The sequence below is a fragment of the Desulfobulbaceae bacterium DB1 genome (assembly GCA_001914235.1).
GTDB lineage: Bacteria > Desulfobacterota > Desulfobulbia > Desulfobulbales > SURF-16 > DB1.
The window spans coordinates 147,983-171,387 of record MQUF01000003.1 but is presented as its reverse complement, the minus strand read 5'-3'; the positions used below and the strand labels follow the sequence as shown (position 1 = coordinate 171,387).

Annotated in this window: 20 protein-coding genes; 6 read left to right on the top strand and 14 right to left on the bottom strand. The window is 54.8% G+C overall.

The genetic code is table 11. The features are described from left to right. The 14 genes from BM485_03090 to BM485_03025 form a co-directional block, all read right to left on the bottom strand. Positions 1-1,083, bottom strand: coding sequence for a hypothetical protein (locus BM485_03090; protein OKY76252.1), 1,083 nt, complete (start codon positions 1,081-1,083; stop codon positions 1-3). Next, complete coding sequence (locus BM485_03085) at positions 1,080-1,682, bottom strand: hypothetical protein (GenBank protein OKY76251.1); 603 nt, start codon at positions 1,680-1,682, stop codon at positions 1,080-1,082. Before BM485_03085 ends, BM485_03090 begins: the two co-directional genes overlap by 4 nt. 25 nt (positions 1,683-1,707) lie before the next feature. After that, positions 1,708-2,988, bottom strand: a complete 1,281-nt coding sequence (locus tag BM485_03080) for a hypothetical protein (protein OKY76250.1) — start codon at positions 2,986-2,988, stop codon at positions 1,708-1,710. 2 nt (positions 2,989-2,990) lie between these two features. Beyond that, positions 2,991-3,752 carry a hypothetical protein gene (locus tag BM485_03075; protein ID OKY76249.1) on the bottom strand — a complete coding sequence of 254 codons (762 nt, stop codon included), beginning with the start codon at positions 3,750-3,752 and terminating at the stop codon, positions 2,991-2,993. Beyond that, complete coding sequence (locus BM485_03070; protein OKY76248.1) at positions 3,745-4,425, bottom strand: hypothetical protein; 681 nt, start codon at positions 4,423-4,425, stop codon at positions 3,745-3,747. The genes BM485_03075 and BM485_03070 overlap by 8 nt, the downstream gene beginning before the upstream one ends. A 10-nt stretch (positions 4,426-4,435) precedes the next feature. After that, positions 4,436-5,062 carry a hypothetical protein gene (locus BM485_03065; GenBank protein OKY76247.1) on the bottom strand — a complete coding sequence of 209 codons (627 nt, stop codon included), beginning with the start codon at positions 5,060-5,062 and terminating at the stop codon, positions 4,436-4,438. Next, positions 5,059-6,207, bottom strand: a complete 1,149-nt coding sequence (locus BM485_03060) for a hypothetical protein (protein OKY76246.1) — start codon at positions 6,205-6,207, stop codon at positions 5,059-5,061. Before BM485_03060 ends, BM485_03065 begins: the two co-directional genes overlap by 4 nt. A gap of 3 nt (positions 6,208-6,210) precedes the next feature. Next, positions 6,211-6,936 carry a nucleoside-diphosphate-sugar pyrophosphorylase gene (locus BM485_03055; protein ID OKY76245.1) on the bottom strand — a complete coding sequence of 242 codons (726 nt, stop codon included), beginning with the start codon at positions 6,934-6,936 and terminating at the stop codon, positions 6,211-6,213. Continuing rightward, entirely contained in the window at positions 6,929-7,939 is a 1,011-nt protein-coding gene (locus BM485_03050; protein ID OKY76244.1) for an NAD-dependent dehydratase, read from the bottom strand. The genes BM485_03055 and BM485_03050 overlap by 8 nt, the downstream gene beginning before the upstream one ends. A gap of 148 nt (positions 7,940-8,087) precedes the next feature. After that, positions 8,088-8,645 (bottom strand): hypothetical protein, encoded by a 558-nt coding sequence (locus BM485_03045; protein OKY76243.1) that lies wholly within the window; start codon positions 8,643-8,645, stop codon positions 8,088-8,090. A 9-nt stretch (positions 8,646-8,654) separates the two neighbouring features. Next, positions 8,655-9,611, bottom strand: coding sequence for a hypothetical protein (locus BM485_03040; protein ID OKY76242.1), 957 nt, complete (start codon positions 9,609-9,611; stop codon positions 8,655-8,657). 95 nt (positions 9,612-9,706) lie between these two features. Next, a complete protein-coding gene (locus tag BM485_03035; GenBank protein ID OKY76241.1) occupies positions 9,707-11,587 on the bottom strand; it encodes a hypothetical protein in 1,881 nt (626 codons plus the stop codon). Between the two features lie 5 nt (positions 11,588-11,592). Then, complete coding sequence (locus tag BM485_03030) at positions 11,593-12,276, bottom strand: hypothetical protein (GenBank protein ID OKY76240.1); 684 nt, start codon at positions 12,274-12,276, stop codon at positions 11,593-11,595. A 103-nt stretch (positions 12,277-12,379) separates the two neighbouring features. Next, a complete protein-coding gene (locus tag BM485_03025) occupies positions 12,380-15,613 on the bottom strand; it encodes a hypothetical protein (protein ID OKY76239.1) in 3,234 nt (1,077 codons plus the stop codon). Between the two features lie 346 nt (positions 15,614-15,959). Between BM485_03025 and BM485_03020 the strand changes: the two genes are divergently transcribed. From BM485_03020 to BM485_02995, 6 genes are all read left to right on the top strand, one after another. After that, entirely contained in the window at positions 15,960-18,374 is a 2,415-nt protein-coding gene (locus tag BM485_03020) for a flagellar protein FlaB (protein OKY76238.1), read from the top strand. Between the two features lie 252 nt (positions 18,375-18,626). Then, a complete protein-coding gene (locus BM485_03015; GenBank protein OKY76237.1) occupies positions 18,627-20,342 on the top strand; it encodes a hypothetical protein in 1,716 nt (571 codons plus the stop codon). 54 nt (positions 20,343-20,396) lie between these two features. After that, positions 20,397-20,882, top strand: coding sequence for a flagellar export chaperone FliS (locus BM485_03010; protein OKY76236.1), 486 nt, complete (start codon positions 20,397-20,399; stop codon positions 20,880-20,882). 14 nt (positions 20,883-20,896) lie between these two features. Then, the gene (locus BM485_03005) at positions 20,897-21,295 is read left to right on the top strand and encodes a hypothetical protein (protein OKY76235.1); all 399 of its coding nucleotides are present in this window, start codon (positions 20,897-20,899) and stop codon (positions 21,293-21,295) included. A gap of 21 nt (positions 21,296-21,316) precedes the next feature. Then, on the top strand, positions 21,317-21,736 hold the full coding sequence (locus BM485_03000) for a hypothetical protein (GenBank protein ID OKY76234.1): 420 nt from the start codon (positions 21,317-21,319) through the stop codon (positions 21,734-21,736). A gap of 247 nt (positions 21,737-21,983) precedes the next feature. After that, positions 21,984-23,261, top strand: coding sequence for a sulfate adenylyltransferase (locus BM485_02995; GenBank protein OKY76233.1), 1,278 nt, complete (start codon positions 21,984-21,986; stop codon positions 23,259-23,261). The last annotated feature ends 144 nt before the right edge of the window (positions 23,262-23,405 follow it).

Here is a 23,405-nt window from a genome sequence, read left to right as displayed (position 1 = left end):
TCAACTCTCCTTGGTGCGGCGGTCGGGGTCCGGACGGTTTGCCGCCCCCCAGCCCGCGAATTCCTCTTTGAAGTCGTAGGTGAAGTCCTCGCGCATTTCCTCGTTGATCGGCCGGGCGATTTTCTTTTTTTGCGCGCCATGGTGACACCGCGCGCAGACCGGACTTGCCAGCCGACGGCCGGCAAGGTGCAGCCGGCGCTGTTCTTCCTGCACCGTTTCCCAGGCCTTGGTGACGCTCATCTCTGCGGCGTTGCCCAGGATTTCTTCCATGCGGAAGTCCGAGGGGCATTTCAGATAGTTTCCCCTGCTGGTAATACAGATCCTCTGCCACAGGCGCGGACAGATAAAGGCTGGATCCGGGGTGAGGAGGACATCTTTGAAATTCATGTCAGGGTTGTAGGCCACCCGGTCGACGATTGACTTCATCAGGCCGATGTATTCCCGGGGGTAGTCCTTGATCGCCGACCAGATGCTCTGCACGTTGAGCAGGGTGTTGGCCCCGATCTTGTCCCGGACGCGGCGCAGCATGCGGAGTTTGGCCAGCGACTCTTCGTAGTTGAGGGGGAAGCGGACTTTTTCGTACTCGGCCCGCAGGCCGTCGAAACTCATGGTGATCCAGTCGGCCCCGGCCCGCATCAGCCCTTCGGCCAGTTCTTCGCTGAGCAGGCCGCCATTGGTGTTGATCCAGACCTCTTTGACGCCGGAATGTTTGGCGAAATCGACCATCTCGACGATGTCCGGATGCAGCAGCGGTTCGCCCCGCATGGAGAACTTGAGGGTGAAGAGTCCCTGCCTGCCGCATTCGGCGACGATCTTTCTGTACAGTTCGAAGTCCATGAGGTCATTTTCGCCGATATTTACCTGTTGGCGAAAACAGTGGGCGCATTTGATCTGGCAGCGGCTGCTCACCTCGATATCAACGTTCAACGGGAAGCGGGGAACCTTTTTACAGGGATATTTTTTCCACTGGTAACGATTGACCAGGTAGGATAATGATTTTCCCCTGCTTCGCCGCCATTCATTGCGCAGGTATTCAAGCCAGTTTTCGCAGCTGAACTGGACCAGGGTTTCCGATTTTTTCATAATATCGTTTGCTCGCTGACTCCCGCTTTCGAGAGCATACCGCCTTGCGGCAGGGGATTGAAGCGCGGATCAAGGAGACGGGAAACCGTCTCTTGCATCAGTGCCGGCACCACGGTCTTAAGACGTTCGATCACGCTTTCGACGGTATCGGCGGCAAAAACAGGAATGCGTTCCTGATGAATAATATCGCCCGTGTCATAATCTTCATCCATGAAATGGGCCGTGAGGCCGGTCTCTTTCCCGCCGTCGGCCAGGACCTCGCGTGTCGGCTGAGGGCCTCGGTAACGGGGCAGCAGCGAGGGGTGGATGTTGATTGTTCCCAGAGGGGGCCGGCTGAATACTTCACGCGGAAGTTTGTATGGATAGGCATGGACAAGGAGCAGGTCGACACTCCTTCCGTCCAGCGTCTTGAGCAGGTCGTTAACGTTCATGTTTATAAAAGAAATCGTGGGGATGCCAAGCTCGATCGCCCGTTCCGTGACTCTGCCGGCCCAGGGATCGTCGGCACATGGCGGCCGGCTCAATACCAGGACAATCGAGATGCGTTGGTCAGCTTTCAAGGCCTGGAGAATTTCAAGGCCAATGCCCCAGCAGGCCATGAGCGCCACCCGCAACGGTGCGGTGTTACCAGCGGCGCGCAAGGATTTCGTCGATACCGGCATCCTCATCTCCCTTGGAGCCGTGCCGGCATGCGGCGCAGGATTCCAGAGTCATTCTGCAGCCGGAGGCGTGGATGTCGCGAATCCGGTTCATCTTCGGACTGTGCCACATTTCCTTGAGGCTGCGATCCGTTGCGTTGCCAAGGATGATGTCCCTCGCATTCCAGCCTGTGCAGCACTGGGTATCGCCGTTAAAGGCGACGACAAGACGTTCCCACGGGTATTGGCAGATGAAAGCCGGCTTTATTTCCATCGGTCCTGTGAAGTTGATGTAGGGGTTATAAACGATGTAGTCCGAAACAGGGCTCATGGCCTCATAATAAGCCTCCGGCTCATCCTTTATGGCTGGCCAGACAGTGCACAGACGTACCTGGGGCCGGCCTGCACCCGCCGCTTCTCGCAGTTCCCGCAGTTTCGCCAGCCTGGTGCGGTTTTCCTCGAATTTTGCGGGGGCGCGGATTTTTTCATAGGTTTCGCCGATGCCGTCGAAGCTCACCGCCACGTAACTGACGCCATTTTCAATGAAACAGTGGGCCATGGACTCGTCGACGAAGAAGGCGTTGGTCAGAAACGAGACGTTCGGTATGCGTTTGCAGGCGTAGGCCACGAGTTCTTTGATGTGTGGATGCGTCAGGGCCTCGCCGCGCCAGGAAAGCCGGACCGAATAAACATCTTGTTCCGCGCATTCGTCCACGATCCTGCGGAAAAGCGCTGGGTCCATCTGCCCGGTCTCTTTGAGCATGCGGCGGTAACACATGGGACAGTTCATGTTGCAGGTGCTGGCGGTCTCAATATCCACATGCAGGGGAAACGGGCTGACAATACGATGTTCGGGCCCGGAAATCCACCCCACCCGGTTGAAAAAATAACGGGTGAAATGGCCCTGCTGCAAAAGGAAGTTCCAGTATCGTGCCGGAGTGTCGAAGGATTTCTGGTGGAAATTTACCTGCAGGCCGTCAACTGGTTCCCTTGTGTCCGAAGACAGAATTCCCTGGAGCGCATCTGCGTGGAAGCGCGCTTCGCGAGGCGGCAAGGCGGCGTTGAGCAGCTTGCGCCAGTTGTCGATGCCGATGGACAGCGAAACAAGCGCATCGTCATCCCCGGACATATGGGGTTCCCCCCCGAATGCCCTGAAAAGTTTCAGAAAATCGTCAAGGGCTTCATGTCCCGAGAGTTCCGCTGGAAGCGTTTGGTCCAGCGGAAAGAAAAGTTCATGTCGCTGCTTGTCGTAATGTACCTGTAACATGGTCAAATTCGTTTTGCATAATGGAGAGGCTCTGGTGCTTCGGTCATTTCTCCTGCATGAAGATGCAGGATATGGCGAACCGATTCCAGTCTGAAGCCGGAGTCGCCGTAGAATTTCAGGGCGGCCGTGTTTGAGGCCAGAACCTGGACGCGTAATGGTCCGAGGTTCTGGACGGCAAGATAGTGGAGCATGGCCCGGCCTGCCCCTTTGCGGCGCATATTCGGTAATACCCCGACCAGGAAAATGTTCCGTCCGTCTTGTTCGTTAAAGACCGCGGCAAGCCCGGCGGGGCTTTCATCAAGCCGGGCCACGATGAGTTGGTCCGCACGGCCGGCGCAGAGGTTGCGGATGGATTCGCGCCAAAGGGTTATTGCCTTGTCCCGTCCTATGCCGGGGTCGAGGAAAAAACGGCTATGGGTTATTTCGGCGGCGAGAGGAAGAAACGGACCGGGGGCGACGGAAGAAACAGCGTTGACCTCAATGGTGTTTTGCGGCAGCTTTTCGCTGTCATGAAAGTGGAAAACCATCTCGGAATCCACGAACCTGCCGCCGCGCCGCAGCAATGCGGTCGCCGTGCGCGGACAGGATGCCGGAAGCTTGCACAAGGTGAGCGATTCACCGGGAGGAATGGCCGCGAGAATATCGCGAGCAAGAGCGTCGCCATCAGCCTCGACCGAGGGCGGGAACACTTGGCCGCAACTTATGCCGAGTATTTCTGAATCCCAGTCAAGCGTTCGATGCCTGGGGCCGGATATGTTAGGCATGGTATCCTTTGGCATTTGCGGGGGATTGGCACATCAGAAAATCGATCACTGACATGCCGGCCGCGAAATCGCCGTGCGGCTGCGGATAGTGGGGATGGCCGAACTCCTGCCAGAGGACCGCAATGCCGCGCGCGGCGAAAATATTCTCGTCGAGATAACTGCGGGAACCCGTCCCTGTATGGTAGACCGTGCCGCCATGGATTGCGGTCAGTTCGGCCAGTCGTTCGCCGGCCCGGCTGGTGGAGGGGTGGGCCGAGGCGAAAGCCATTGGCGTGCCGATCCCCAGCAGCCCGGCGAAGAGGGCGAGAAGCGCAAGGTTGAATTCAACGAGCAGGGTGTGCCGCTCGCCGTATGTACGGGCAAGAAGCGGAAAAACCGTCCTGAATCCCGGCGTTTTTCCGTAAGCCGCGGCAATGGTGTCCAGATGTTTTGTCCGCCAGTCAATGGCATTGTCGATTTCGGTTTCATTGATCCGCTGGGCGAAGCGCCCTTTCTTTTTCACCGGCACGGTCAGCCAGCGGGGACCGGCGGCGGTTTTGACCCGGTCGCGGTGATGCCAGCCCCGGCGCAGAAACTGCACGTCGTCCAGCACGATAAAGAGATCGCTCTTCTGCCAGCGGTCAAAGAAGCCCAGCCAGGGTGCGAAGTCGGGTTGATGAATGGTCACGATCATGGTTTGCCGCTTACAGCAGATAGCGAACTACCTTGAACTGCTCCGCGTACCGCACCCCGATGATGAGGCCATGATTGGCGTCCTGTCTCTCCACAAAGTCGAGCCAGCTGTAGTTGACCCGCTCCATTTCCGAGGCATGCGCCCGGATGGCTTCGCGTTTTTCTTCAATAACATCGGAGATGTTGACATAAAAATTCCCGCCGAAGGGTTGACCGGTTACATAGTAGTTGCTGCGATACATCAGAAAGCGCGGCGCGTGTCTGCCCGCCATGAGGGTGCTTTGGGCGGTGAGCTTGTGATCACGGTGCAGGTCTCCCTCCCAGTGGCTGTAAATGGTGTCTATTTGCCGCCCTTCGATTATCTGCTGAATGCGTTTGGTCAGCGCTTCATCGAAGGAAATCTCGAGGGTGGGATATTCCAGACAGATCAAATCGGCACCGATGATCCCTGCCGCTTTGAGCCCTTCAGCCAGGGCAGTTTCTCTTTTGCGGATGACATTGCCGTCGGGATCGACATACCCGGAGTGGGTGATGACCAGCATGGTTACCCTGTCACCCGCCCTGGCGTGGTTGATCAGCGTACCGCCGCAGCCCAGCTCGAGATCGTCGAAATGGGCACCGACGCCAAGAACGTTCATGCGGTCCTCCTTGTTTGGCTGGAGAAATAATCGCAAACCGCCTCGCAGACACGATCAACCTGTTCCTGGCGCATGGAGGCGAAAAGGGGCAGGGTGACAAGACGGGGGAACGCCTCCTCGGTGACCGGCAGGCTCACCCCTGGGTATCTGCCGCGATACCAATCGAAGAGATGGGTCGGCGGATAGTGGATGGAGGTCTGGATTCCCCGGCTTTTAAGAAATTGCATGAAGTCTCCGCGGTCCGTGCCCGGCGGCAGGAGAACCGGCTGAATGTGATGCGCGCTCTGGCCGCGCGGACTGGAGAAAGGAAAGGTCACGAATTCTCCCGCAAGATTGTCGCGGTAACGTTGTGCCAGCTCGCGACGACCGGCGTTCCCCGCGTCGAGCCGTTTGAGCTGGACCCGCCCCAGGGCCGCCCGCAATTCGTCCATGCGGTAGTTGAAACCGGGCTCAATCACATTATAACTGAATGCATGGCCTTTATGGCGGTCCAGGGTGGGCACGCTCATGCCGTGGGAACGCAGCAGGCGGAGGCGTTGCGCGAGTTCCGGGTGGGAGGTGGTGATCATGCCGCCCTCGCCGGTGGTCATGTTTTTGTTGGAGTAGAAACTGAAGCATCCTGCATCGGCGAGGGCGCCGCACCTGGTCCCAGCCAGCTCGGCGCCCAAGGCGTGGGCCGCGTCTTCGATGAGGTGCAGGCCGTGGTTGCGGGCGATGTCGTTGAGATGCGCCATGTCACAGGGGTATCCGGCATAATGCATCGCCATGATGGCTTTGGTGCGCGGCGTGATCCTGGCAGCCACGTCCATGGGAGAAAGGCAGAGATCGTCCCGGGAGGTAATGTCCGCGAAAATCACCTCGGCCCCCACGGCAACGATGACATTGGGACCGGCGCAAAAATTCAGGGACGGACAGATGACTTCATCACCCGGACCGATGTCGAAGGCCTTCAGGCAGAGATGGAGCGCCGCGGTGCCGTTTGTCACGGCTATGGCATGGGGTACTTTGGCATGGACGCTGAATTCCTCCTCGAAGCCGGCAGTCTCTCTGCCCATGGTCAACCAGCCGGAGTCGAGGACGCCCATTAACGCCAACCGTTCTTCCTGTCCCAGGTTGAGGTCAAAAAGGGGGATTTGCCATTCCATCCGCTATTTCCAGCCTTTGCCTAAAAATTGTTCCTGTCGTTCCTCGAAGAGGTCGATGGCCCGCATGTAGTCGTCGGGTCTGCCGATATCCAGCCAGAGTCCATCATGCCGCATGATGCTGACCTCGCGATTCGCCTTTAAGAGGGCGTGCATCAGATCATCAAAGCCGAACAGCCTGTCGGTCTGGATGAAATCCACCGTTTCCCTGGCAACCATATAGATGCCCATGCTGACAAGATGCCTCTGTACGGGTTTTTCCTGAAAGGCGATGAGCCTGTCTTCGGCATTGGTTTCGAGCACGCCGAACTCGGAGCGTACCTCGCGGTGCTGGGCGGCCACGGTGAAAAGGTTGTTTTGTTGGACATGGTGGTCGTAAAAGGCGGAGAAGTCGAGGTCGGTGAGGACATCGCCATTAAGGACCATGAAATGGGTTGGCAGCCTGCCGTTGAGCAATCTGAGCGGCCCCATGGTGCCCAATGGATGTTTTTCAAGGGAATATTCGATTTTCACCCCCCACTTGCCGCCGGAATTGAAATAGGATTTGATGATGTCCGCCTGGTGATTGACGGCCATGATGATACGGTCGATGCCCGCTGCGGCGAGCTGTCGGATGATGACCTCGACAATGGGATAGTCGCCGATCGGCATGAGAGGCTTTGGCAGAACCGTCGTATAGGGGCGAAGCCGTTTGCCCTTGCCTCCTGCAAGTATCACCGCGGTCTTAGACATTGTAGCGATCCGTTTTATAAAGGTCCATAATGCCGGGACGGGAGAACCACTCCACCGTTGCCGCGATACCGCGCCGCAGGCCCTCTTCCCCATGGTATTCGGGCCGCCATCCCGTAAGTTGCCGGGCCTTTGCGTTGTCGCAGCAAAGCCTTTCCACCTCGCTGTTGCTGGGTCGCAGTCGTTTCTCTTCGGTAATGATTTGCGCCGTGGAGCCCATTTGATCCAGGATCAATTCCACCAGACGGCCGATGGCCACCTCGCAGCCGCCGCCGACATTGATTATTTCGCCGACCGTTTTATCCGATCGCGCCACGGCAATGAACCCCGCCACGGTATCGGAGATGAAATTGAAATCCCGCGTCGGATGCATGGCGCCCAGGCGAACTTCCAAGGCGCCGGAAAGCACCTGGGAGATGATGGTGGGAATGACGGCCCGGGCTGACTGACGCGGGCCGTAAGTGTTGAAGGGCCTGATTACCGCCACCGGCGTCTCGAAGGCGTGAAAAAAAGAGAGAGCGACATGATCTCCACTCATCTTGGAAGCTGAATAGGGCGATTGCGGCTGCAGGGGGTGTTTTTCATCCATGGGAACAGAGATGGCCGTTCCGTAAACCTCGCTGGTGGATGTATGCACGACCTTGGCAACGCCAAGATCCCGGGCCGCCTGTACCACATTCAGTGTTCCCTTGATGTTGGTATCGATGAATGCCTGCGGCGAATGATAGGAAAAGGGGATGGAGATAAGTGCCGCCAGGTGAAAGACGGTATGGCAACCCTGCATGGCGGACCTGGTGCCAATTGGATCGCGAATGTCACCCGCAAACACGTCCAGGTCGCGCTTCACGTCCCTGTCCAGGCTGTCCAGCCAGCCCCAGGAGTTAAATGAGTTGTACATGACAAAGGCCCTGACATCGCATCCCATGCGAATAAGATATTCGACAAGGTGCGAGCCGATGAAACCGTCGGCTCCTGTCACCAGTATTTTACCGGACTTTAATTCCATAGTCTGTTTTGGGTGAGCGAGTTATTCGGGATGGCTTCGCATTGTTTGTGGCAGGGCCAGTGGCGCCGTAACAAACGCCGGGCGCACTTCGTCCCTTTCGGGTACACCCGAATTTTTGATAAAATCTTTCTGATATCAACCAGTTGTGTTAAATCGGCTGGACGTGGTCCAGGGCAATTTCAACAGTTGCCGCCTGTTTGATCGCTGCGAGGTTCAGGATCAGGCGGGTCTGATTTTTCTGTTTCAGGACTATGCCTTCCATGCCGGTAAAGGGGCCGGCAATAACCAGCACCCGCTGGCCCTCTCTGGCAAAGTCGCAGAGGGTCAAATGTATCCTGGCCTGGGTGGCCCGGTGCAGATTTGCCAGTTCATGGGCAATTCTTTCCTGGTCCGGCACCTCGATGAGCTGGGCGATGCGGCCGCCGCACAGGACATCATAGCGTCCCTGCCTGTCACCCTTGAAAAACAGGTAACCGTTAAAAAGCGGCAGAATCGAAGTCCGCATCCTGCCCCGGCATTTCTGCGGTTTTGCCGTGAGCGGCAGATAATAGGCGAGTCCTCTTGCCTTCAGCTCCCAGGCCAGGGCCTTTTCCTGCCTGCTTTTGGTGCGGGCAACCCACCACACTGTTTCGTCGCCGGCAGCCGGCCGCCCAAAAAGATCATCCGGAAAGCAGGAGGGCGGGTTGTCGCTTGCCTTCAGCGTCATATTGTGTCCTTACAAAGCGGCGTAAACAGCAAGCAGCACCTGCAGGGCCTGCTGCTCGGTCCAGTGCTGTTCCATGAATTCCCGGGACTTCCTGCCGACCGCGTCGCGTAATTCCCGGTCCGCTATCAATGTGTGCAGGACTCGATAAAGGGAGTCCTCATCGCGGGCCACCTGCCAAGGGAGTTCGTCGGTTCCGGTGAACTCCTTGATGCATTTGATGTTCCAGTCGTCAAGTCCTGCGATCACCGGTTTCCCCTGGCAGAGGGACTCCAGTGACGAGATGCCGAACCAGCCGCGCATATGGTCGAAAACGATATGGCATGTTTTTTTGCTGTTCAGGCAGTCGAGGTGGTTCATCCTTTCCAGGATCACCTGATCGATGTGCGGGTACTCCATCCTGAGCCTGAGGAAAACCCGGCAAAACACATCGGTATGCTTATCGAATTTCCTGGTCGGGGCCTGACAGATCTTCAGCGGTCCGGGGGGCAGACTCTCTTCAAGGCGCGGCAGGTAATGCGTATCATTGATGGGCACCAGGTTCGGCACCCAGGTGGCATTCTCGGCAATCTGCAGAAGGTCGGGGGTGGAGACGATAACCCGGCGCCCGAGCCTGCGGTATTTTTCGTTGTATGCCGCCACGTTGATCAGATAATCGGGATGGCCATGGTGATGGTGCAGGATCTTTTTTCCTTCCGTATAGTGACGGATAACCAGCGGGCCGAGATGCGAGTTCTCGTCCGTCAGCATATGAAAATGAATGATGTCGGCATCTTTCAGCAGCTGCTCCACCTCGCCGAAATCATCATCGTGGATATCCGGCAGATGGATGTCCTTGCCGAAATCGATCCCATAACGGTCCTGACTGGTAACAAGCCTGCATCGATGCCCGCTGTACCGGTTGATGGCGTTGGTAAAGGCAATGCCCATGCCTGCCGGGTCATTGGCTGTGATCATCAGGATGTTCATCGGGAAAAATTACCTTAAAAAGATCGTTTAATGAGTGAACGGTATGTGTTGCTGTTCGGCATGAATCGGTTGATAGTTAAATGTTTTTTTCGCCGTTACAGCTGATACGGCCTGAGCCGTTCCAGCGCCGTCAAGAATCCCTGCCCGTTTTCCAGGTGGCCGCGCCAGACCTCGGGAACCCAGGTGCCGTGATAGTCGGCAAACAGCGGCATGATGCGGTTAAGATCAATATCGCCTTCGCCGATCTGCATGCCTTCGCCGTCCAGGCCGTAGGCATCGGCAAAATGGATATGCCGGATATAAGGGAGAACGGTTTGTATGTAGTCGGCAAGATCCATCTCTTTGGCGTTGCAGTAAAGCGCGGCGTGGGAAAGATCAAAACAGATGTTTACCCCGTGCCGGGTGCAGAAAGCGGCAATTTCATCGGCTGCCATGAAATAGTTGCCTTTCCATTGCCCCCCGAAATACCAGGGATAGGGGGGAAGGTTTTCCAGTAGGAATTCGATATCGTCACCGGCCATGGGCATGATTTCGCGGACGGATTTGCCGAGGTTGGCTGCCAATTCCAGCGGATTCAGCTTGGTATTCAGGCTCATGGCGCCGGGATGGGTCACGAATTTCGGTTTGCCCGGGAAAAATGGGGCCAGTTTTTTCGTCAGTTCGATTGCCCGGATTGTCTGGTCCACGGACCGCAGCCGGACCCCTTCGTTATGGCTGGCCAGATCGTGCAGTTCGTCTCCCATGTATTCCGGGGCATGCACCACGAGTTTACAGGGGTATTCGCCGTTGAGATGCGGGGTGAGGGAGAAGTCCTTTTCCGCCAGATGAAACTCAAGCACCTTGGGGTGGTGGGCCAGCATGGCTTCGGCATCGGTGAAGCGGGCGATAAGGCCCCACTCGTTTTTAAACGATCTTGCAAGGTTTGCTGCCTTGTCCGCGTCTTCCAGATCGCATTGTTTGAAAAAATCAAATTGCCGGATGTGGCGTTTGGCCGTGGTGCCGAGCAATTCATTTATTTTAAGGGGATTCAGTCCCTTGCCGGGCCCTTTGGTCATGACCATCTCGCGGGAAATAGCGGTGCCGGCGGGAATATCCCGAGAGGCTACAAGGCTTTTACCGAAAAGCTCCCGGTTGAGCACTTCCCCCCGGAGGAGATAGCGCTTGCTTTTGCCGACAGCCTGGTCGGCAACCCGGATGTCGCGCACCAGACGTTTGAACTCATAGGGGTCGAGACTCACCTTGTGGTCCGGGCCGCGCATGGTTTTGTCCAGAGTGATGTGCTTTTCGATGATGCAGGCGCCCATGGAGGCAGCTACCAGCGGGATGACAATGCCGACCTCATGACCGGAATAGCCCACCGGGCAGCCGAATTTTTTAAGCTTGTTGATCATGCGCAGATTGACCTCCCGCGGCCAGACCGGGTAGACGCTGCGGCAATGCAACAGGGCAAAGGGGGCAGGTTGCCGGCGCAGAAAATCGACAGCAGCCTCTATTTCCTCCCAGAGCGACATGCCGGTGGAAACAATGAGCGGCTTGCCAAAGGCAGCCACGTGTGCCAAAAGCTCCAGGTTGGTAAGGTCGGCGGAGGCGATCTTATAGGCGTTGATGCCGAGATCATGAAGAAAATCAGCGCTTTTTATATCAAAGGGGGTGCAAAGAAAATCAATCCCCAGCTCAGTGCATTGTTTTTTGAGGCGCGGATATACCTCATCGGGCAACTCCACCTCTTTGAGCAGTGGAATCATGTACTGAAAGTTCTGTTCGAATTTCTCCGGTGTATTGAGCAGCTCCGCGGGGTAGAGGCTGGGAAGATGCCTTTTCTGGAACTTGACCGCATTTACCCCGGCCCGGGCGGCCTCGGCAATGAGCGCGGCCGCCCGGCTTTCATCACCATTATGATTGATGCCGATTTCGGCCACGATATAGGTCGGCATGTCCTCGCCGATGGTATGTCTGCCGATCTGAAGAGTCTGCATGGCGTTTACACCGTGGTCAGTCGTTGAACGGTTATGCCGTTTTTTTCAAGATGTTTTGTCGCATCGTATATTTCATCCTGTTTGGCATAGGAGGTTATCAAGACGCAGTCCGGTTTGATGGCGGCTATTGCGTCCGGTTTTTGGACCGTAAAGCCGTTGAATGCTTCCCCCTGCTTGTGGGGCAAGCTGTCGACAATGGCTGCAATCGTAACCTGCGGAAAATTTTCCAGCGCCCTCATGACCAGTTCGCACGTTTCGGAGGCGCCGTAAAGAACAAAACGAAGTTGCTTCTTGCCGGTGAGAAGAGCTGCGATGCGGTTGGATATTTCGTTTTTGGTTTGCGCGTAAAATTGAACTATTTCAGCGGAATAGCCCATGAGCAGGGAGGTGAGTTCGTTTTTTCCCTCTTTGGTGAGCTGGTAATTGCAGTCCCGATTATTGCGGCTTGAAACCGAAACAAGGCCATGGGTTGTCAACTGCTTAATGTAGTTGTTCACCATGGAACTGCTCAGGTTTGTTTCCTGGGCGATTTTGTGCTGACTGATGCTTGGCGAATGGTGGATCGTCAACAGTATTGTAAGGCGGCGGAATGCCTTGGTCGGCAGCAGGAATGCGGAACGGTCGATATTAATCATCTTGCAGAGACTCGAAGGTTCTGAATGGTTATTGTTCGTTCGCTGAATGATCATTTTTCCTGAAGGTATCATTGCTTTTTGGCTGCGTCAATTTTTTCTTGACTGGTTCAGCAGGTTTGCAGGTGAGGAGTGCGGTGGGCAGGGAAAAAAGGCTGGCTCACGCAATGGCTTCATTTTCGGTAAATTTATTGCCGTAGGCAAAGCCCCGGCAGTGGGGCAGTTCCTGCGGGTTGTCCGTCAGTTTCCAGCCACGGCAGTTGTGAAAACCTGCGGCACTTACCATGTTGATCAGGCAGTAAAGGGTGGGAGCCCACCAGTTGGTTTCGTTGTTGCCGTATTCCTTGCCCGGATAAAATTCCATCACCATCTGCCGGCCGGGATATCCTTGTTGAAAACCTCCCTTGTAAGGGCTGAAATCATCGAGAATGGCGGTTTCGACAAATATTTCCCCATCGCAAAGGGATGATAGCTTGTCGAGAGCCAGGAGAGGGTAACGCAAATGATAAAGGGTGCCGAAAAAGAAGACAACGTCAAACTTGCCGAGCCGGGCCTCGCTTGCTTCGTAGACATTCAGTTCCAGGCGTTTGCAGCGTTTATCGCCGTATCCGAGTTGTTTTTTGCAGAAGTCAAAGGTTTCCCAGGCCTTGCGGTCGCGTTTTTCAAGGGAGCCCAGGTAGTCGCTGAAATCATCAATGGCAACAACCTCGTCTGCTCCCCTTTTGAGCGCTTCAAAGCTCCAGTAACCGTCCCATGCCCCCACGTCAAGCACCCGTTTCCCGGTAAGGTCGGCGGGGATGCGGTATGCATCGGCATGAATAGGGGCATATCCCGGGGTGACGATGCCGCCGGGAAGTTTTATCTTGTGATACCAGAAGGGAAAGGAGTTCATGGCGGCAATGACGGATTCCCGATCTTCCGCCACCGGGGCAATCCGTTCCGGAGAGGATGACGGAGGCAGCATGGCGGTAAGTAAATCGCCGATGTTGTCGAGGGCAACCCGGTCTTGCGGATTTATCTCCAGGGTTTTGCGGAAGCAGCGCAGCGCCTCGTCATACTGGTTGAGGTGGTAATGCAGGACTCCCAGGTTGTTGTGGGCCGCGGCATGCAGCGGTTCTTTTTCAATGGCTAGGGTGAACAGGTCCGCGGCCTCGGTGAGCTGTCCTTGCTCAAAAAGTTCTTCGCCTTTTTTGTTCAGATCGTCTGCGCTTTGCCGGTTCATCATTTCCCCTTCCGTCATGGCTGTTGGTTGTCCTTGGTGTGATGCGCACCAGTGGTGCCACATCTTTGTGATCGCCTTTTCCATCTCCGCGGCAAACAATGCTTTGTTGAGGAGAACTGATTGTGAAAGCAGGGTTCGGGCACTGGCCCTGAATTGCTCGAGTTGTTTCATGTCACCGGCCAGGGCAACTGCCTTGTTCACATATTCCTGCCGTGTTTCCGCGACATACTGATCAAGGCCGGTGTTGGTGAGGATGCTGGCGCTTACCCGTGAGCAGTGAAGATTCCCTCTGAGGGCGATAACCGGAACCCCCATCCAGAGAGCCTCGCAGGTGGTTGTTGTGCCGTTGTATGGAAAGGGATCAAGTCCGATGTCGACTTCATTATACAGGCCCAGGTGTTCTTCCGTCGAGGTGGTGCGTTTTTTCAGAACAACCCGCTCGGCCGCAATGCCGTATCGCCGGAACATATCCAGATAGCGTCGTTGGGCGGCGGGATCCTCGAACACAATGCTTTTCAGCATGATCCGGGAGTTTTTCACCTGTTTGAGGATGTCGCACCAGACCTTGATCACCGATTCAGAGGTTTTGGTGATATTGTTGAAAGAGCCAAAGGTTATTTTCCCCTGTTGTCCGGCAGGCAGTTCTCCGATATCGGGCGCGGTTTCGGGTGGCGAGTAGCAGAGAAAACAGCCGGGCAAGCGGATTAATTTTTCCGTGTAAAAGCAATCCGATGTTCCGGTCGGATCGGCAACGGCATCGGTAATCCGGTATTGAATGGTGGCAACGCCGGTGGTGTTCGGGTAGCCCAACCAGGAAACCTGGACCGGAGCCGGTCTTCGCGCAAAGGCCAGCAAGCGGTTGTTGGCGGTATGACCGGTCAGGTCAAAGAGAATGTCGATTTTGTCCGAATGGATCAGGTCGGCGACCGCTTCGTCTGTCATTCCGGTAATTTGACGCCAGTGACCGGCAAGTCCCTGGAGGCGGATCGTCATGGCGTCAGGCCTTTTCACATCCGAATAGCAGTATGTCTCAAACCGGTTTGCGTCGTGTTTTTCCAGCAGGGACAGGAAGAAAAAACTTACCGAATGCAGGCAGAAGTCAGGAGAAACGTAGCCGATGCGAAGCTTGCGGCCAGGGACCGGGCTGTTCATGAGCCTGTATTGGTCTGCCAGGTGCGCGGCCTGCTGCTGCCACCACTTTCGTGCCTCGTCCAGCATTTCCGGAGGGGTCGCTTTTTCATCATAGTTCATGGCAAACAGGATATTGGTGTGGGCATTGACGAAGTCGGGTCGCAACGCGACAGCCTTGCGGTATGCGGCAATCGACTCCGGAAATTCACCCATGTCCTTGTAGACATTGCCGAGGTTGTGGTACACCTCGGGCAGATCCGGCTCCATATCGAGCGCCTTTTGGTAATAGATGATTGAATCGCTCAGTTTCCCCGTGTGCTGCAATATATAGCCGATATTGTTGTATGGATCCGGGAAGTCGGGACGGACTTCAATGGCCTTCCGGTAAAAATTTACGGCCTCCTGCGGCATCATCATGTCTTTATAGGCATTGCCCATGTTGATATAGAGATCCGCAACCAACGGGTCAGCGGCAATGGCTTTTTCGTAACAGGCGAAGGCCAGTTCAAACTTCCCCTGGTCCTTATAGATGTTGCCGAGATTGTTTAATGCGGCCACATGATCCGGGGTATGGCGCAGGACTTTCTGGTAGCATGATTCGGCTTCGGCGAATTTTCCGGTGTTTTTATAGAGATTGCCGAGGTGAAATGTCGCCTCGATATTTTCCGGATCAAGTTGTGTGGCCGTAAGATATGCTTTCATTGCTGCCGGATAGTCGGGCAGCCCGGCGAGGGCCCTTCCCAGGTTGGCGTGAAAAAGAGAAACATTGGGCGCGATGGCGATGGCCTTGGTGATCAATTCCTTGGCAGTGTCAAATTTTTGATCACTCAGGGCTATCAGGCCGGTAAGGTGGAGGGCGTCCTGGTTGTTGGGCTCCGTTTTCAGTACGTCCCGGTAAATTTTGCCCGCCTCGGCAAGTTTTCCCTGATGGTGAAGCGCGACGGCCTTTTCCAGTTTTTGCCGGCAGGCCTGGGCAGAACGGTTTTCCTGTGCCTGTGGGCTGGCGCCCTTTCTTGTCCTGCCTGATTTTTTCGTGCTCATTTGAAAAATCCCTTCAGCTTATTTGATAAAACGATTGGCCGGTATCCACCGCCCGGATTTATTAGCAAAAAGCATACCATTTTTTTCGTGGTGAAGAAAACTCTGTTTTTGCCGGTGATGAACCCGCCGTAAAAAAATATTTAAGTAGGGAAAGAGGGGGCCGATAAGTACTTTGAAGAAACATTTCCAACCCAACAATATAATGGAATGACGGAAGAAAGGGGGGTGATTGCTGTTTCGAAACAAAAATAAGTGTGTTTCCGGTTTGTACAATTTGTATTGATTTCTATTTTGTTTTGGCGCGGGAAAGGATTCCCGTATTTTTAAAATCAAGGAGGAAAAAATTATGGCCCTTAGAATTAACACCAACGTAGCTGCATTGAGCGCCCACAAAAACATGATCAAAAACGACAATGCTCTTTCGGCTTCGTTGGAGAAATTGTCATCAGGACTTCGTATCAACAAGGCAGCCGATGATGCTTCCGGTATGGCTATTGCCGACTCGTTGAAGTCCCAGGCCCTTGGCCTTGGTCAGGCGATTCGAAATGCCAACGACGGTATTTCCATGGTGCAGACCGCGGACGGTGCGCTTGAAGAGTCCATCAATATCGTTAATACCATCAAAACCAAAGCCATCCAGGCAGCTCAGGACGGTCAGACCACAGAGTCCCGTAAGGCGATTCAGTCCGACATCACCAAGCTTCTGGAGGAGTTGGACACCATTGCCCAGACTACGGCATTCAATAACCAGAAACTGCTTTCCGGTAACTTTACTGATAAGAAGTTCCAGGTCGGTGCCTATTCCGGTGAAACCGTTAATATCTCCATCGCCAGTTCCGAATCAACCAAAGTCGGTCATGTGACCTCTGGTAATCTGTCATTGACCAACGCTTCCGGCGGAACGGTGCAGCTTTCCATTTACAGTAATCTGCAGAGCAAGGAATTTACCCTGCAGGCGGTCGACATCAAGGCCAACAACAGTGCCGAAAACGGCATGGGCGCCTTGGCTGACGCCATCAACAAGCTCTCCGACGTTCTTGGTATTTCCGCCTCCGCGGTGGTTGAGTCAAAGAGCAGCGCGGCAGTGGCTGCCGGGTCCACCGGTTCCGATTTCGCCATCAACGGCGTGTCCATCGGCGCGGTAACCACCGTGGCCAATGATTCGGACGGCGCCCTGGTCAAGGCTATCAACAATAAAACCTCGGATCACGGCATATCGGCCAGCGTGGGCGCCGACGGCATCCTGAAGCTGACCTCGTCCGACGGCCGCGCCATCAGCGTGACCGGCGGCACCGGTGCGGTACTGGCCGGTTCGCAGATGTCGACTTTCGGTCATGTGCAGCTCAAACAGGCCGGCTCCAACGAGCTGCTGGTTACCGACCTGGCCGGTGGTTCCGCCACGGACTTTACGACAAACGTGACCACGGGCAGTGCAATGAGCACCACCATCGACTCCACTCTGGCGGCGGGCTCCACCATTGCCACGGCAAGTACGCTTGCGGCCGGCACCACCATCGGCGGCAATCTTGTCGGTGATACCAACTTTGCCGCCAATATTGTCGGCACATTTGATTCCACCATCAAGGCGGGTTCCACCATTGGCGGTACATCCACCATTGAGTCCGGTTCCGTGCTGGGCGGCAAATTCACCACCTCCGCAGCCACGTATACCACCACCGGCGCGGCCCTGTTGACCGCCGGTACAACCCTGGCCGGCGGCTCTACCCTGGCCGCCGGTACGGTTATCACCCAGGACCTGATTGATGCCAACGGGGACACCATCGCGGCGGGAACCACCCTGAATGCGGATACCACCCTTGCCCTCTCTGCGGTAACCTTGAGCTCCGATATGATCGTGGCCCATGGTACCGTGCTGAACAACACCAGTACCTTGAATACCGGTTCCTATTTCGGCGTGGATCTCGTCACTGCCGGTAACACGACATTGACTCAGGATATGACCGTGAAGGCGGGAAGTACGATCGAGGCAACAGGTTCAACCCTGCTCGCCGGTAGCGAGATTGGCGGTACCGTCACTCTTACCGGTGCCTTGACCACAACCCAGAGCATGGCGGTTGAGTCAGGTTCCACCATTGCCACGGCCAGTACCTTGGCCGCCGGTTCCACCCTTGGCGGCAGCGTTGTTGCCGATGGTGCCTTGACTGCCCAGAATGCGGTGAGCCTCTCCGCCGGTTCTATCCTCCTTGACGGCACCACCTTGGCCCAGGGCACCATCCTGACCAACGACATGAATTTTGTCGAGGGTGCCGGGACGGTCAGTCTCAGCGCGGGAACGGTCCTGGAGCGTGATTATGTCACCAGCGGGAATCAGACCCTGGCCCAGGACATGACCATTGCCAAGGATTCCGTCATTCAGTCCGGGTCCACCCTGGCGGCCAACGCCGGTGGTTCATCGGGAACAAAGATGGCCGATACCACCACCAACCGTCTGGCTGACGTCAGCGTTCTTACTCAGGAAGGGGCGCAGATTGCCATCGCGGTTGCCGACTCGGCCTTGAAGGATCTCGACAAAGTACGGTCCGACCTTGGTTCCGTTCAGAACCAGCTGACCTCGACGATATCCAATATCTCCGTTACCAAGGTTAATATCTCCGCCGCTGAATCGTCAATCCGCGACGTTGACTTTGCCGAGGAATCAGCCAACTTCTCCAGGATGCAGATTTTGACCCAGGCCAGCACCTTTGCCATGGCCCAGGCCAATGCCAGCGCCCAGAACGTTCTGAGCCTGCTGCAGGGATAATGACTGATTGAAAAAACGTTGAAACGTTTGAACACTGCAACGTTTCAACGGGAGTTGATAGAAACCTCAACAGGGGACGACGGCTTTACGGCTGTTGTCCCCTTTTTTTTGCGTCTGATCCGTTTCCTCCCCTTCCTGTTGGGTTTTTCTACGAAAATAAAAAAAATTCAAGTCCGTCTCGTGAAATGTCGATATATTATCTAGAATAACACTGAAAGCAGAATAACGTTTTGGTTGATCGGAGAATACGCAATGGTAGGTTCAATAACAACGCTTGGGGTGGGATCCGGGATCGATCTGCAGGGCATGCTTGAGCAGTTGCGCGAGATTGATCAGCAGGTTGTGGACCGCAAGCAGAATGAAATTACCAAGTTTAAAAACCAGCTGACCGGCTTGACCACGGTCAATAATAAGTTGCTGTCCGTGAAAAGCGCTGCCCTGAAACTGTCTCTGTCCGGGTCTTTTCTGGGCAGAAGCGCGACAAGTTCCGATGAAAGTGTCGCCGGGGCGACAGTGGTGGACGGGGCGGCAGCCCAGAGTCTTTCCCTTGATGTCACCCGGCTTGCCTCCCAGAGTTCCTGGTTGTCGGCCCAGGGCATGGCGGATTCGACCGCAAGCATCCATGTGCCGGTGAGTCGGCAGTCCACCACCGGTGTGGCGGACAGCTCCGTTGATATCGTCGCCCATGCCGGGGAAACAATGACCATTACCTTTGGCGGCGATACTGATATTGCCCTGGCCATTGGCGCCGACATGACCATGGATGAGCTGGTCACCGCCGTTAACAGTCATGTCGACAATGTCGGCGCCGGCGACAACGGCCGCCTGGTTACCGCGGAAACATACAGCGAAAGCGGGGAAACCTTTCTGCGCATCAGAAGCGATCTTGCCGCAGGCACAGGTGAAGAGAATCGGGTCATGGTCACTGAAGATCTTGCGGATCTTGATTTTGCCGCGCCCGACAAAACCCTTTTTTACAAAGTCGGCGACGGCGATACGGTTTCCGTGACGGTTGCGGCGGATACCACACTTGCCGGGCTCGCCGATCTGATTAACGATGCCTCGGACAATCCCGGGGTCACCGCTCAGGTGATCAATGACGGTGATCCGACGGCTCCGTATCGCCTCAGTCTTCGCTCAAGCAGCACCGGCGAAGATGGCCGGATTACCTTTCTTTCCCAGCTTTCCGATATGGCCATGGCGGAGCAGGAAGGCGCGGCCGGCGCCTCGCTCAATGCCCAGTTCGCCGTGGATGGCGTCAACTATCAGCGCCAGACCAATTCCGTTGCCGATGTTGTTTCCGGTTTGACCTTGACCCTGGAAGGGGCAGGTGCGGCAACCATTACCATCGCGAAAGACAATGACGCCATCAAGGAAATGATTCAGGGCCTCGTTACCGCGTATAATGACGCCGTCAGTGAAATGAAGGCGACGACCGGCTATGACAGCGAAGCCGAACAGTTCGGGGTCCTTGCCCGCACCACGGTGCGCGATTTGCCGAAAAGCCTGCAGAGTCTCATGACATCCGCCGCGTATGGGGACGAGGGGGGAGATATCAGTACTCTTTTTGATCTTGGCCTGGAATTTAACCGGGATGGATCAATTTCATTAAATGAAGAAATGCTTGACCAGGCCCTTGCGGATAATCCCGATGGTGTCAGCGCCTTTTTCCTGGGCGACGCCACCCGTGATATTGAAGGGTTTGCCGATAAAGTCAATAATCAGCTTCGTTTCATAACCGGCGCGGAAGGCCAGATTGAAGGCGAAGAAAATTCGGCGCAGGCAAGAATTGATGACTTGGAATTGAAGATTGAGCAGGAAAATGACCGTCTGGATAAAAAATATGAATTATTGACTAAACAATTCATTGAATTAGACCGATATATGAACCAGATGACATCGCTTTCAAGTTACCTTGCCAACCAGTTTGACAGCATCGCCAAATCATGGGCCGGTGCCGACAAATAACACTAAACGCCGAAAGTATGGCAGAATGGAAGTCTGTCCATAAAGGAGAAAAGAATGAATTCAGCTCATGCCCGCAATGCCTATCGGCAGTCCGAAGCCCAATCAAAAATTCACCCGGTAAAGCTCATCCATCTCATGTATGAAAGGACCTTGGTTCATCTTGATATGGCACTGATCGGTATTGAAAATAATAATCCGCAACTGAGGGGAGAAAATCTGGGCAAAGCCATTGCCATAATTGCCGAATTGAATGCCTCGGTGAAAGAGGATGACAATTCCGAGGCCGCCACGTTTCTGCGGGGCCTTTACAATGCAATCCTGGTGGAGCTGCCAGGGGCCGCGGTTAAGAACGACAAACAAGTCGTGCGCCAGACCATATCGTATATGCGTCGTTTAAAAGAGATATGGGAAGAAACCGCCATGGCTGAAATTGAAAGAAAGGAAAAGAATAAGCTCGAGTCTTACGGCGGGTCGACAGGAGAGGTTTTGGAAGTCGAACGTAAGGTTGCCGTTCAGGGCGGATTGTCTTTTTCCATTTAAACGCCGACAAGGTTATGGCTCAGCCGAAAAACATACAGGATGAGCTTGCCGCTGCATTGCGCGAGTTTGCCGCAATGCAGCGGGAGCATGCCTCCCTGGTCGCCGAAGGTCGGTTGCAGACTCTTGCGGAATGGACGGGGAGGCGCGAACGTGCTTTTGTGCGATTACAACAGTGCCTTGAGCTGTTTGATCCCGCTTCGCTGGACGGCAAAAGCGAGACTGCCGCGCAGCTCATGAAAATAATGGCTGAGATACGTGATGATGAGCGCGTGCTCATCATGCAGGTGCGAAATCAACGGGGAAAAATAAAGGAAAAACTGCGGACACTGCGGCGGGGGAAAACCGTGCTCAAAGGGTACAGCATGAATCATGGAGCAGGTCCCAAGCCGAGATATCTGAGCAGTAAAGCATAGATTAACAAGCAGGAGGTTGTCATGGATGTCAATGTAACTACCGATGTCAAAGTGTATGGCATTCCTGCCGTGTCGACGGTTGAGATCGAAGACGCAACCAAGCCTCAGGTGCAGCCTGTGCCTGAAAGCAGCGACGGGGCGACGGTTAAGCTGAATGATCAGGCCCTGCACGGCAAGTCGGGCAAGGAAGAAAAAAAAGACAAGGGGCTGTCAAAGGAAGACCTGGAAGAGGCCGTCAAGGAAATTAACGAGCGCCTTGATTCCATCGGCAGCACGTTTCGTTTCGGGCTCCACAAGGACCTGGACTCAAAAAGCATCGTCAGTCAGCTGCGGGACAAAAAAACAGACGAGGTCATCAAGCAGTTTCCTTCGGAAGAGGTGTTGAAGTTGAAGGAAAAACTGCAGGATCTTATCGGGTTGCTGTTTGACGAAAAAGTGTAAATGATTCGTGTTCTTTTTTATTTTCAGTCCGTGAAGAAGAGCTATTTCTTCTTCCATCACTAGGCGTACGTTCATTTCCCGCCGTTTCTCCTGAAGCCGTCTCTTTTGTCTAATCCGTTTTATCCCCTTTTTTTTCTTGACAACCAAACAGTCCCATTTTATATAAATGTGTCTAAAAATGAATAAGGGTTCATTTCTGTTAGAGGACATATCTGACTTTAACTATCATTAAAGGAGACGGAATCAAATGGCAAAATTAGTTGCGCCTCATGGCGGGAAAGGTCTTGTTTGTGCATTATTGCATGGCAGCGAGCGGCAGGCAGAGAAGGACAGAGCTGCCGGTATGAAAAAAATCGAGGTTAGCGCCCGCGCCAAAGGCGACCTGATCATGATGGGTATCGGCGGTTTCAGTCCGCTGAGCGGCTTCATGACCAAAGCCGACTGGAAAGGCGTTTGCGAGAATTTCCAGATGGCGGACGGTACCTTCTGGCCCGTGCCGATTACCCTTGATATTTCCAAGGACGAGGCAAACGCCATCTCTGCCGGCGAGGAAATCGCACTTGTTTGCAAGGGCGAGCTGATGGCCACCATGAAGGTCACCGAAAAATTCGAGATGACCGACGCCGACAAGAAATGGGAATGTGAGAAAGTATTCAAGGGCGAAGGCGACGACAGTGCCGATGACAAATTCTGGAAAGTTGCCATGGAAGATCATCCAGGCGTTCAGATGGTTATGGCCCAGAAGCCCGTCAACATTGCCGGCCCGGTGAAAGTTCTGTCCGAGGGCGAGTACCCCGCCGAGTACAAAGGTGTTTACCTGACCCCGGCCGAGACCCGCGCCATGTTCGAGGAAAGAGGCTGGGCAAATGTTGCCGCTCTGCAGCTTCGTAACCCCATGCATCGTTCCCATGAGTTCCTGGCCAAGATCGCCATCGAAGTATGTGACGGCGTTTTGATCCACTCATTGATCGGCAACCTGAAACCCGGTGACATTCCTGCCAACGTGCGCGTCAAGGCAATCGACACCCTGGTTGAGCATCACTTTGTAAAAGACAACGTCATCCAGGCCGGTTATCCGCTGGACATGCGTTATGCTGGTCCCCGTGAAGGTCTGCTGCATGCCACCTTCCGCCAGAACTACGGCGTCAACAACATGCTGATCGGTCGTGACCATGCAGGCGTCGGCGATTTCTACGGTCTGTTCGAAGCGCAGACAATCTTCGACAAGATCCCCACCACCGGTGATGCAAGCAAAGATCTGCTGTGCCGCCCGATGAAGATCGACTGGACCTTCTACTGCTCCAAGTGCGACGGCATGGCCTCTCTGCGCACCTGTCCGCATGACAAGTCAAATCGTGTTATCCTTTCCGGTACCAAGCTGCGGAAGGCTCTTTCCGAGGGCGCTGTTATTCCGGATCATTTCGGCCGTGAGGAAGTTCTGGTTATTCTGCGCGAGTACTATGAAGGCCTCACCGAGAAAGTTGCCGTCAAAATGCAGGGTGCTGCATCAGGATCGGCAATGTAATTCGGAAGTTTATTCCTGATTCCGACATTAAAAAGGAGACGCCTCTCGGCGTCTCCTTTTTTTTTGTGTTTGGCTCTCTCGGGAAATGACAAAGGAATGTGCATCGAGTTCCAAGATGAAGATGAATGGTGATTTCCTCTTCCT

What these genes read in the sequence shown, in the direction of transcription:
- BM485_03055 (OKY76245.1), bottom strand. Translation starts at nt 6,936, where the DNA reads ATGTCTAAGACCGCGGTGATACTTGCAGGAGGCAAGGGCAAACGGCTT.
- BM485_03010 (OKY76236.1), top strand. Translation starts at nt 20,397, where the DNA reads ATGAATTCAGCTCATGCCCGCAATGCCTATCGGCAGTCCGAAGCCCAA.
- BM485_03080 (OKY76250.1), bottom strand. Translation starts at nt 2,988, where the DNA reads ATGTTACAGGTACATTACGACAAGCAGCGACATGAACTTTTCTTTCCG.
- BM485_03015 (OKY76237.1), top strand. Translation starts at nt 18,627, where the DNA reads ATGGTAGGTTCAATAACAACGCTTGGGGTGGGATCCGGGATCGATCTG.
- BM485_03060 (OKY76246.1), bottom strand. Translation starts at nt 6,207, where the DNA reads ATGGAATGGCAAATCCCCCTTTTTGACCTCAACCTGGGACAGGAAGAA.
- BM485_03040 (OKY76242.1), bottom strand. Translation starts at nt 9,611, where the DNA reads ATGAACATCCTGATGATCACAGCCAATGACCCGGCAGGCATGGGCATT.
- BM485_03035 (OKY76241.1), bottom strand. Translation starts at nt 11,587, where the DNA reads ATGCAGACTCTTCAGATCGGCAGACATACCATCGGCGAGGACATGCCG.
- BM485_03005 (OKY76235.1), top strand. Translation starts at nt 20,897, where the DNA reads ATGGCTCAGCCGAAAAACATACAGGATGAGCTTGCCGCTGCATTGCGC.
- BM485_03025 (OKY76239.1), bottom strand. Translation starts at nt 15,613, where the DNA reads ATGAGCACGAAAAAATCAGGCAGGACAAGAAAGGGCGCCAGCCCACAG.
- BM485_03090 (OKY76252.1), bottom strand. Translation starts at nt 1,083, where the DNA reads ATGAAAAAATCGGAAACCCTGGTCCAGTTCAGCTGCGAAAACTGGCTT.
- BM485_03020 (OKY76238.1), top strand. Translation starts at nt 15,960, where the DNA reads ATGGCCCTTAGAATTAACACCAACGTAGCTGCATTGAGCGCCCACAAA.
- BM485_02995 (OKY76233.1), top strand. Translation starts at nt 21,984, where the DNA reads ATGGCAAAATTAGTTGCGCCTCATGGCGGGAAAGGTCTTGTTTGTGCA.
- BM485_03065 (OKY76247.1), bottom strand. Translation starts at nt 5,062, where the DNA reads ATGAACGTTCTTGGCGTCGGTGCCCATTTCGACGATCTCGAGCTGGGC.
- BM485_03045 (OKY76243.1), bottom strand. Translation starts at nt 8,645, where the DNA reads ATGACGCTGAAGGCAAGCGACAACCCGCCCTCCTGCTTTCCGGATGAT.
- BM485_03085 (OKY76251.1), bottom strand. Translation starts at nt 1,682, where the DNA reads ATGGCCTGCTGGGGCATTGGCCTTGAAATTCTCCAGGCCTTGAAAGCT.
- BM485_03075 (OKY76249.1), bottom strand. Translation starts at nt 3,752, where the DNA reads ATGCCTAACATATCCGGCCCCAGGCATCGAACGCTTGACTGGGATTCA.
- BM485_03070 (OKY76248.1), bottom strand. Translation starts at nt 4,425, where the DNA reads ATGATCGTGACCATTCATCAACCCGACTTCGCACCCTGGCTGGGCTTC.
- BM485_03050 (OKY76244.1), bottom strand. Translation starts at nt 7,939, where the DNA reads ATGGAATTAAAGTCCGGTAAAATACTGGTGACAGGAGCCGACGGTTTC.
- BM485_03030 (OKY76240.1), bottom strand. Translation starts at nt 12,276, where the DNA reads ATGATCATTCAGCGAACGAACAATAACCATTCAGAACCTTCGAGTCTC.
- BM485_03000 (OKY76234.1), top strand. Translation starts at nt 21,317, where the DNA reads ATGGATGTCAATGTAACTACCGATGTCAAAGTGTATGGCATTCCTGCC.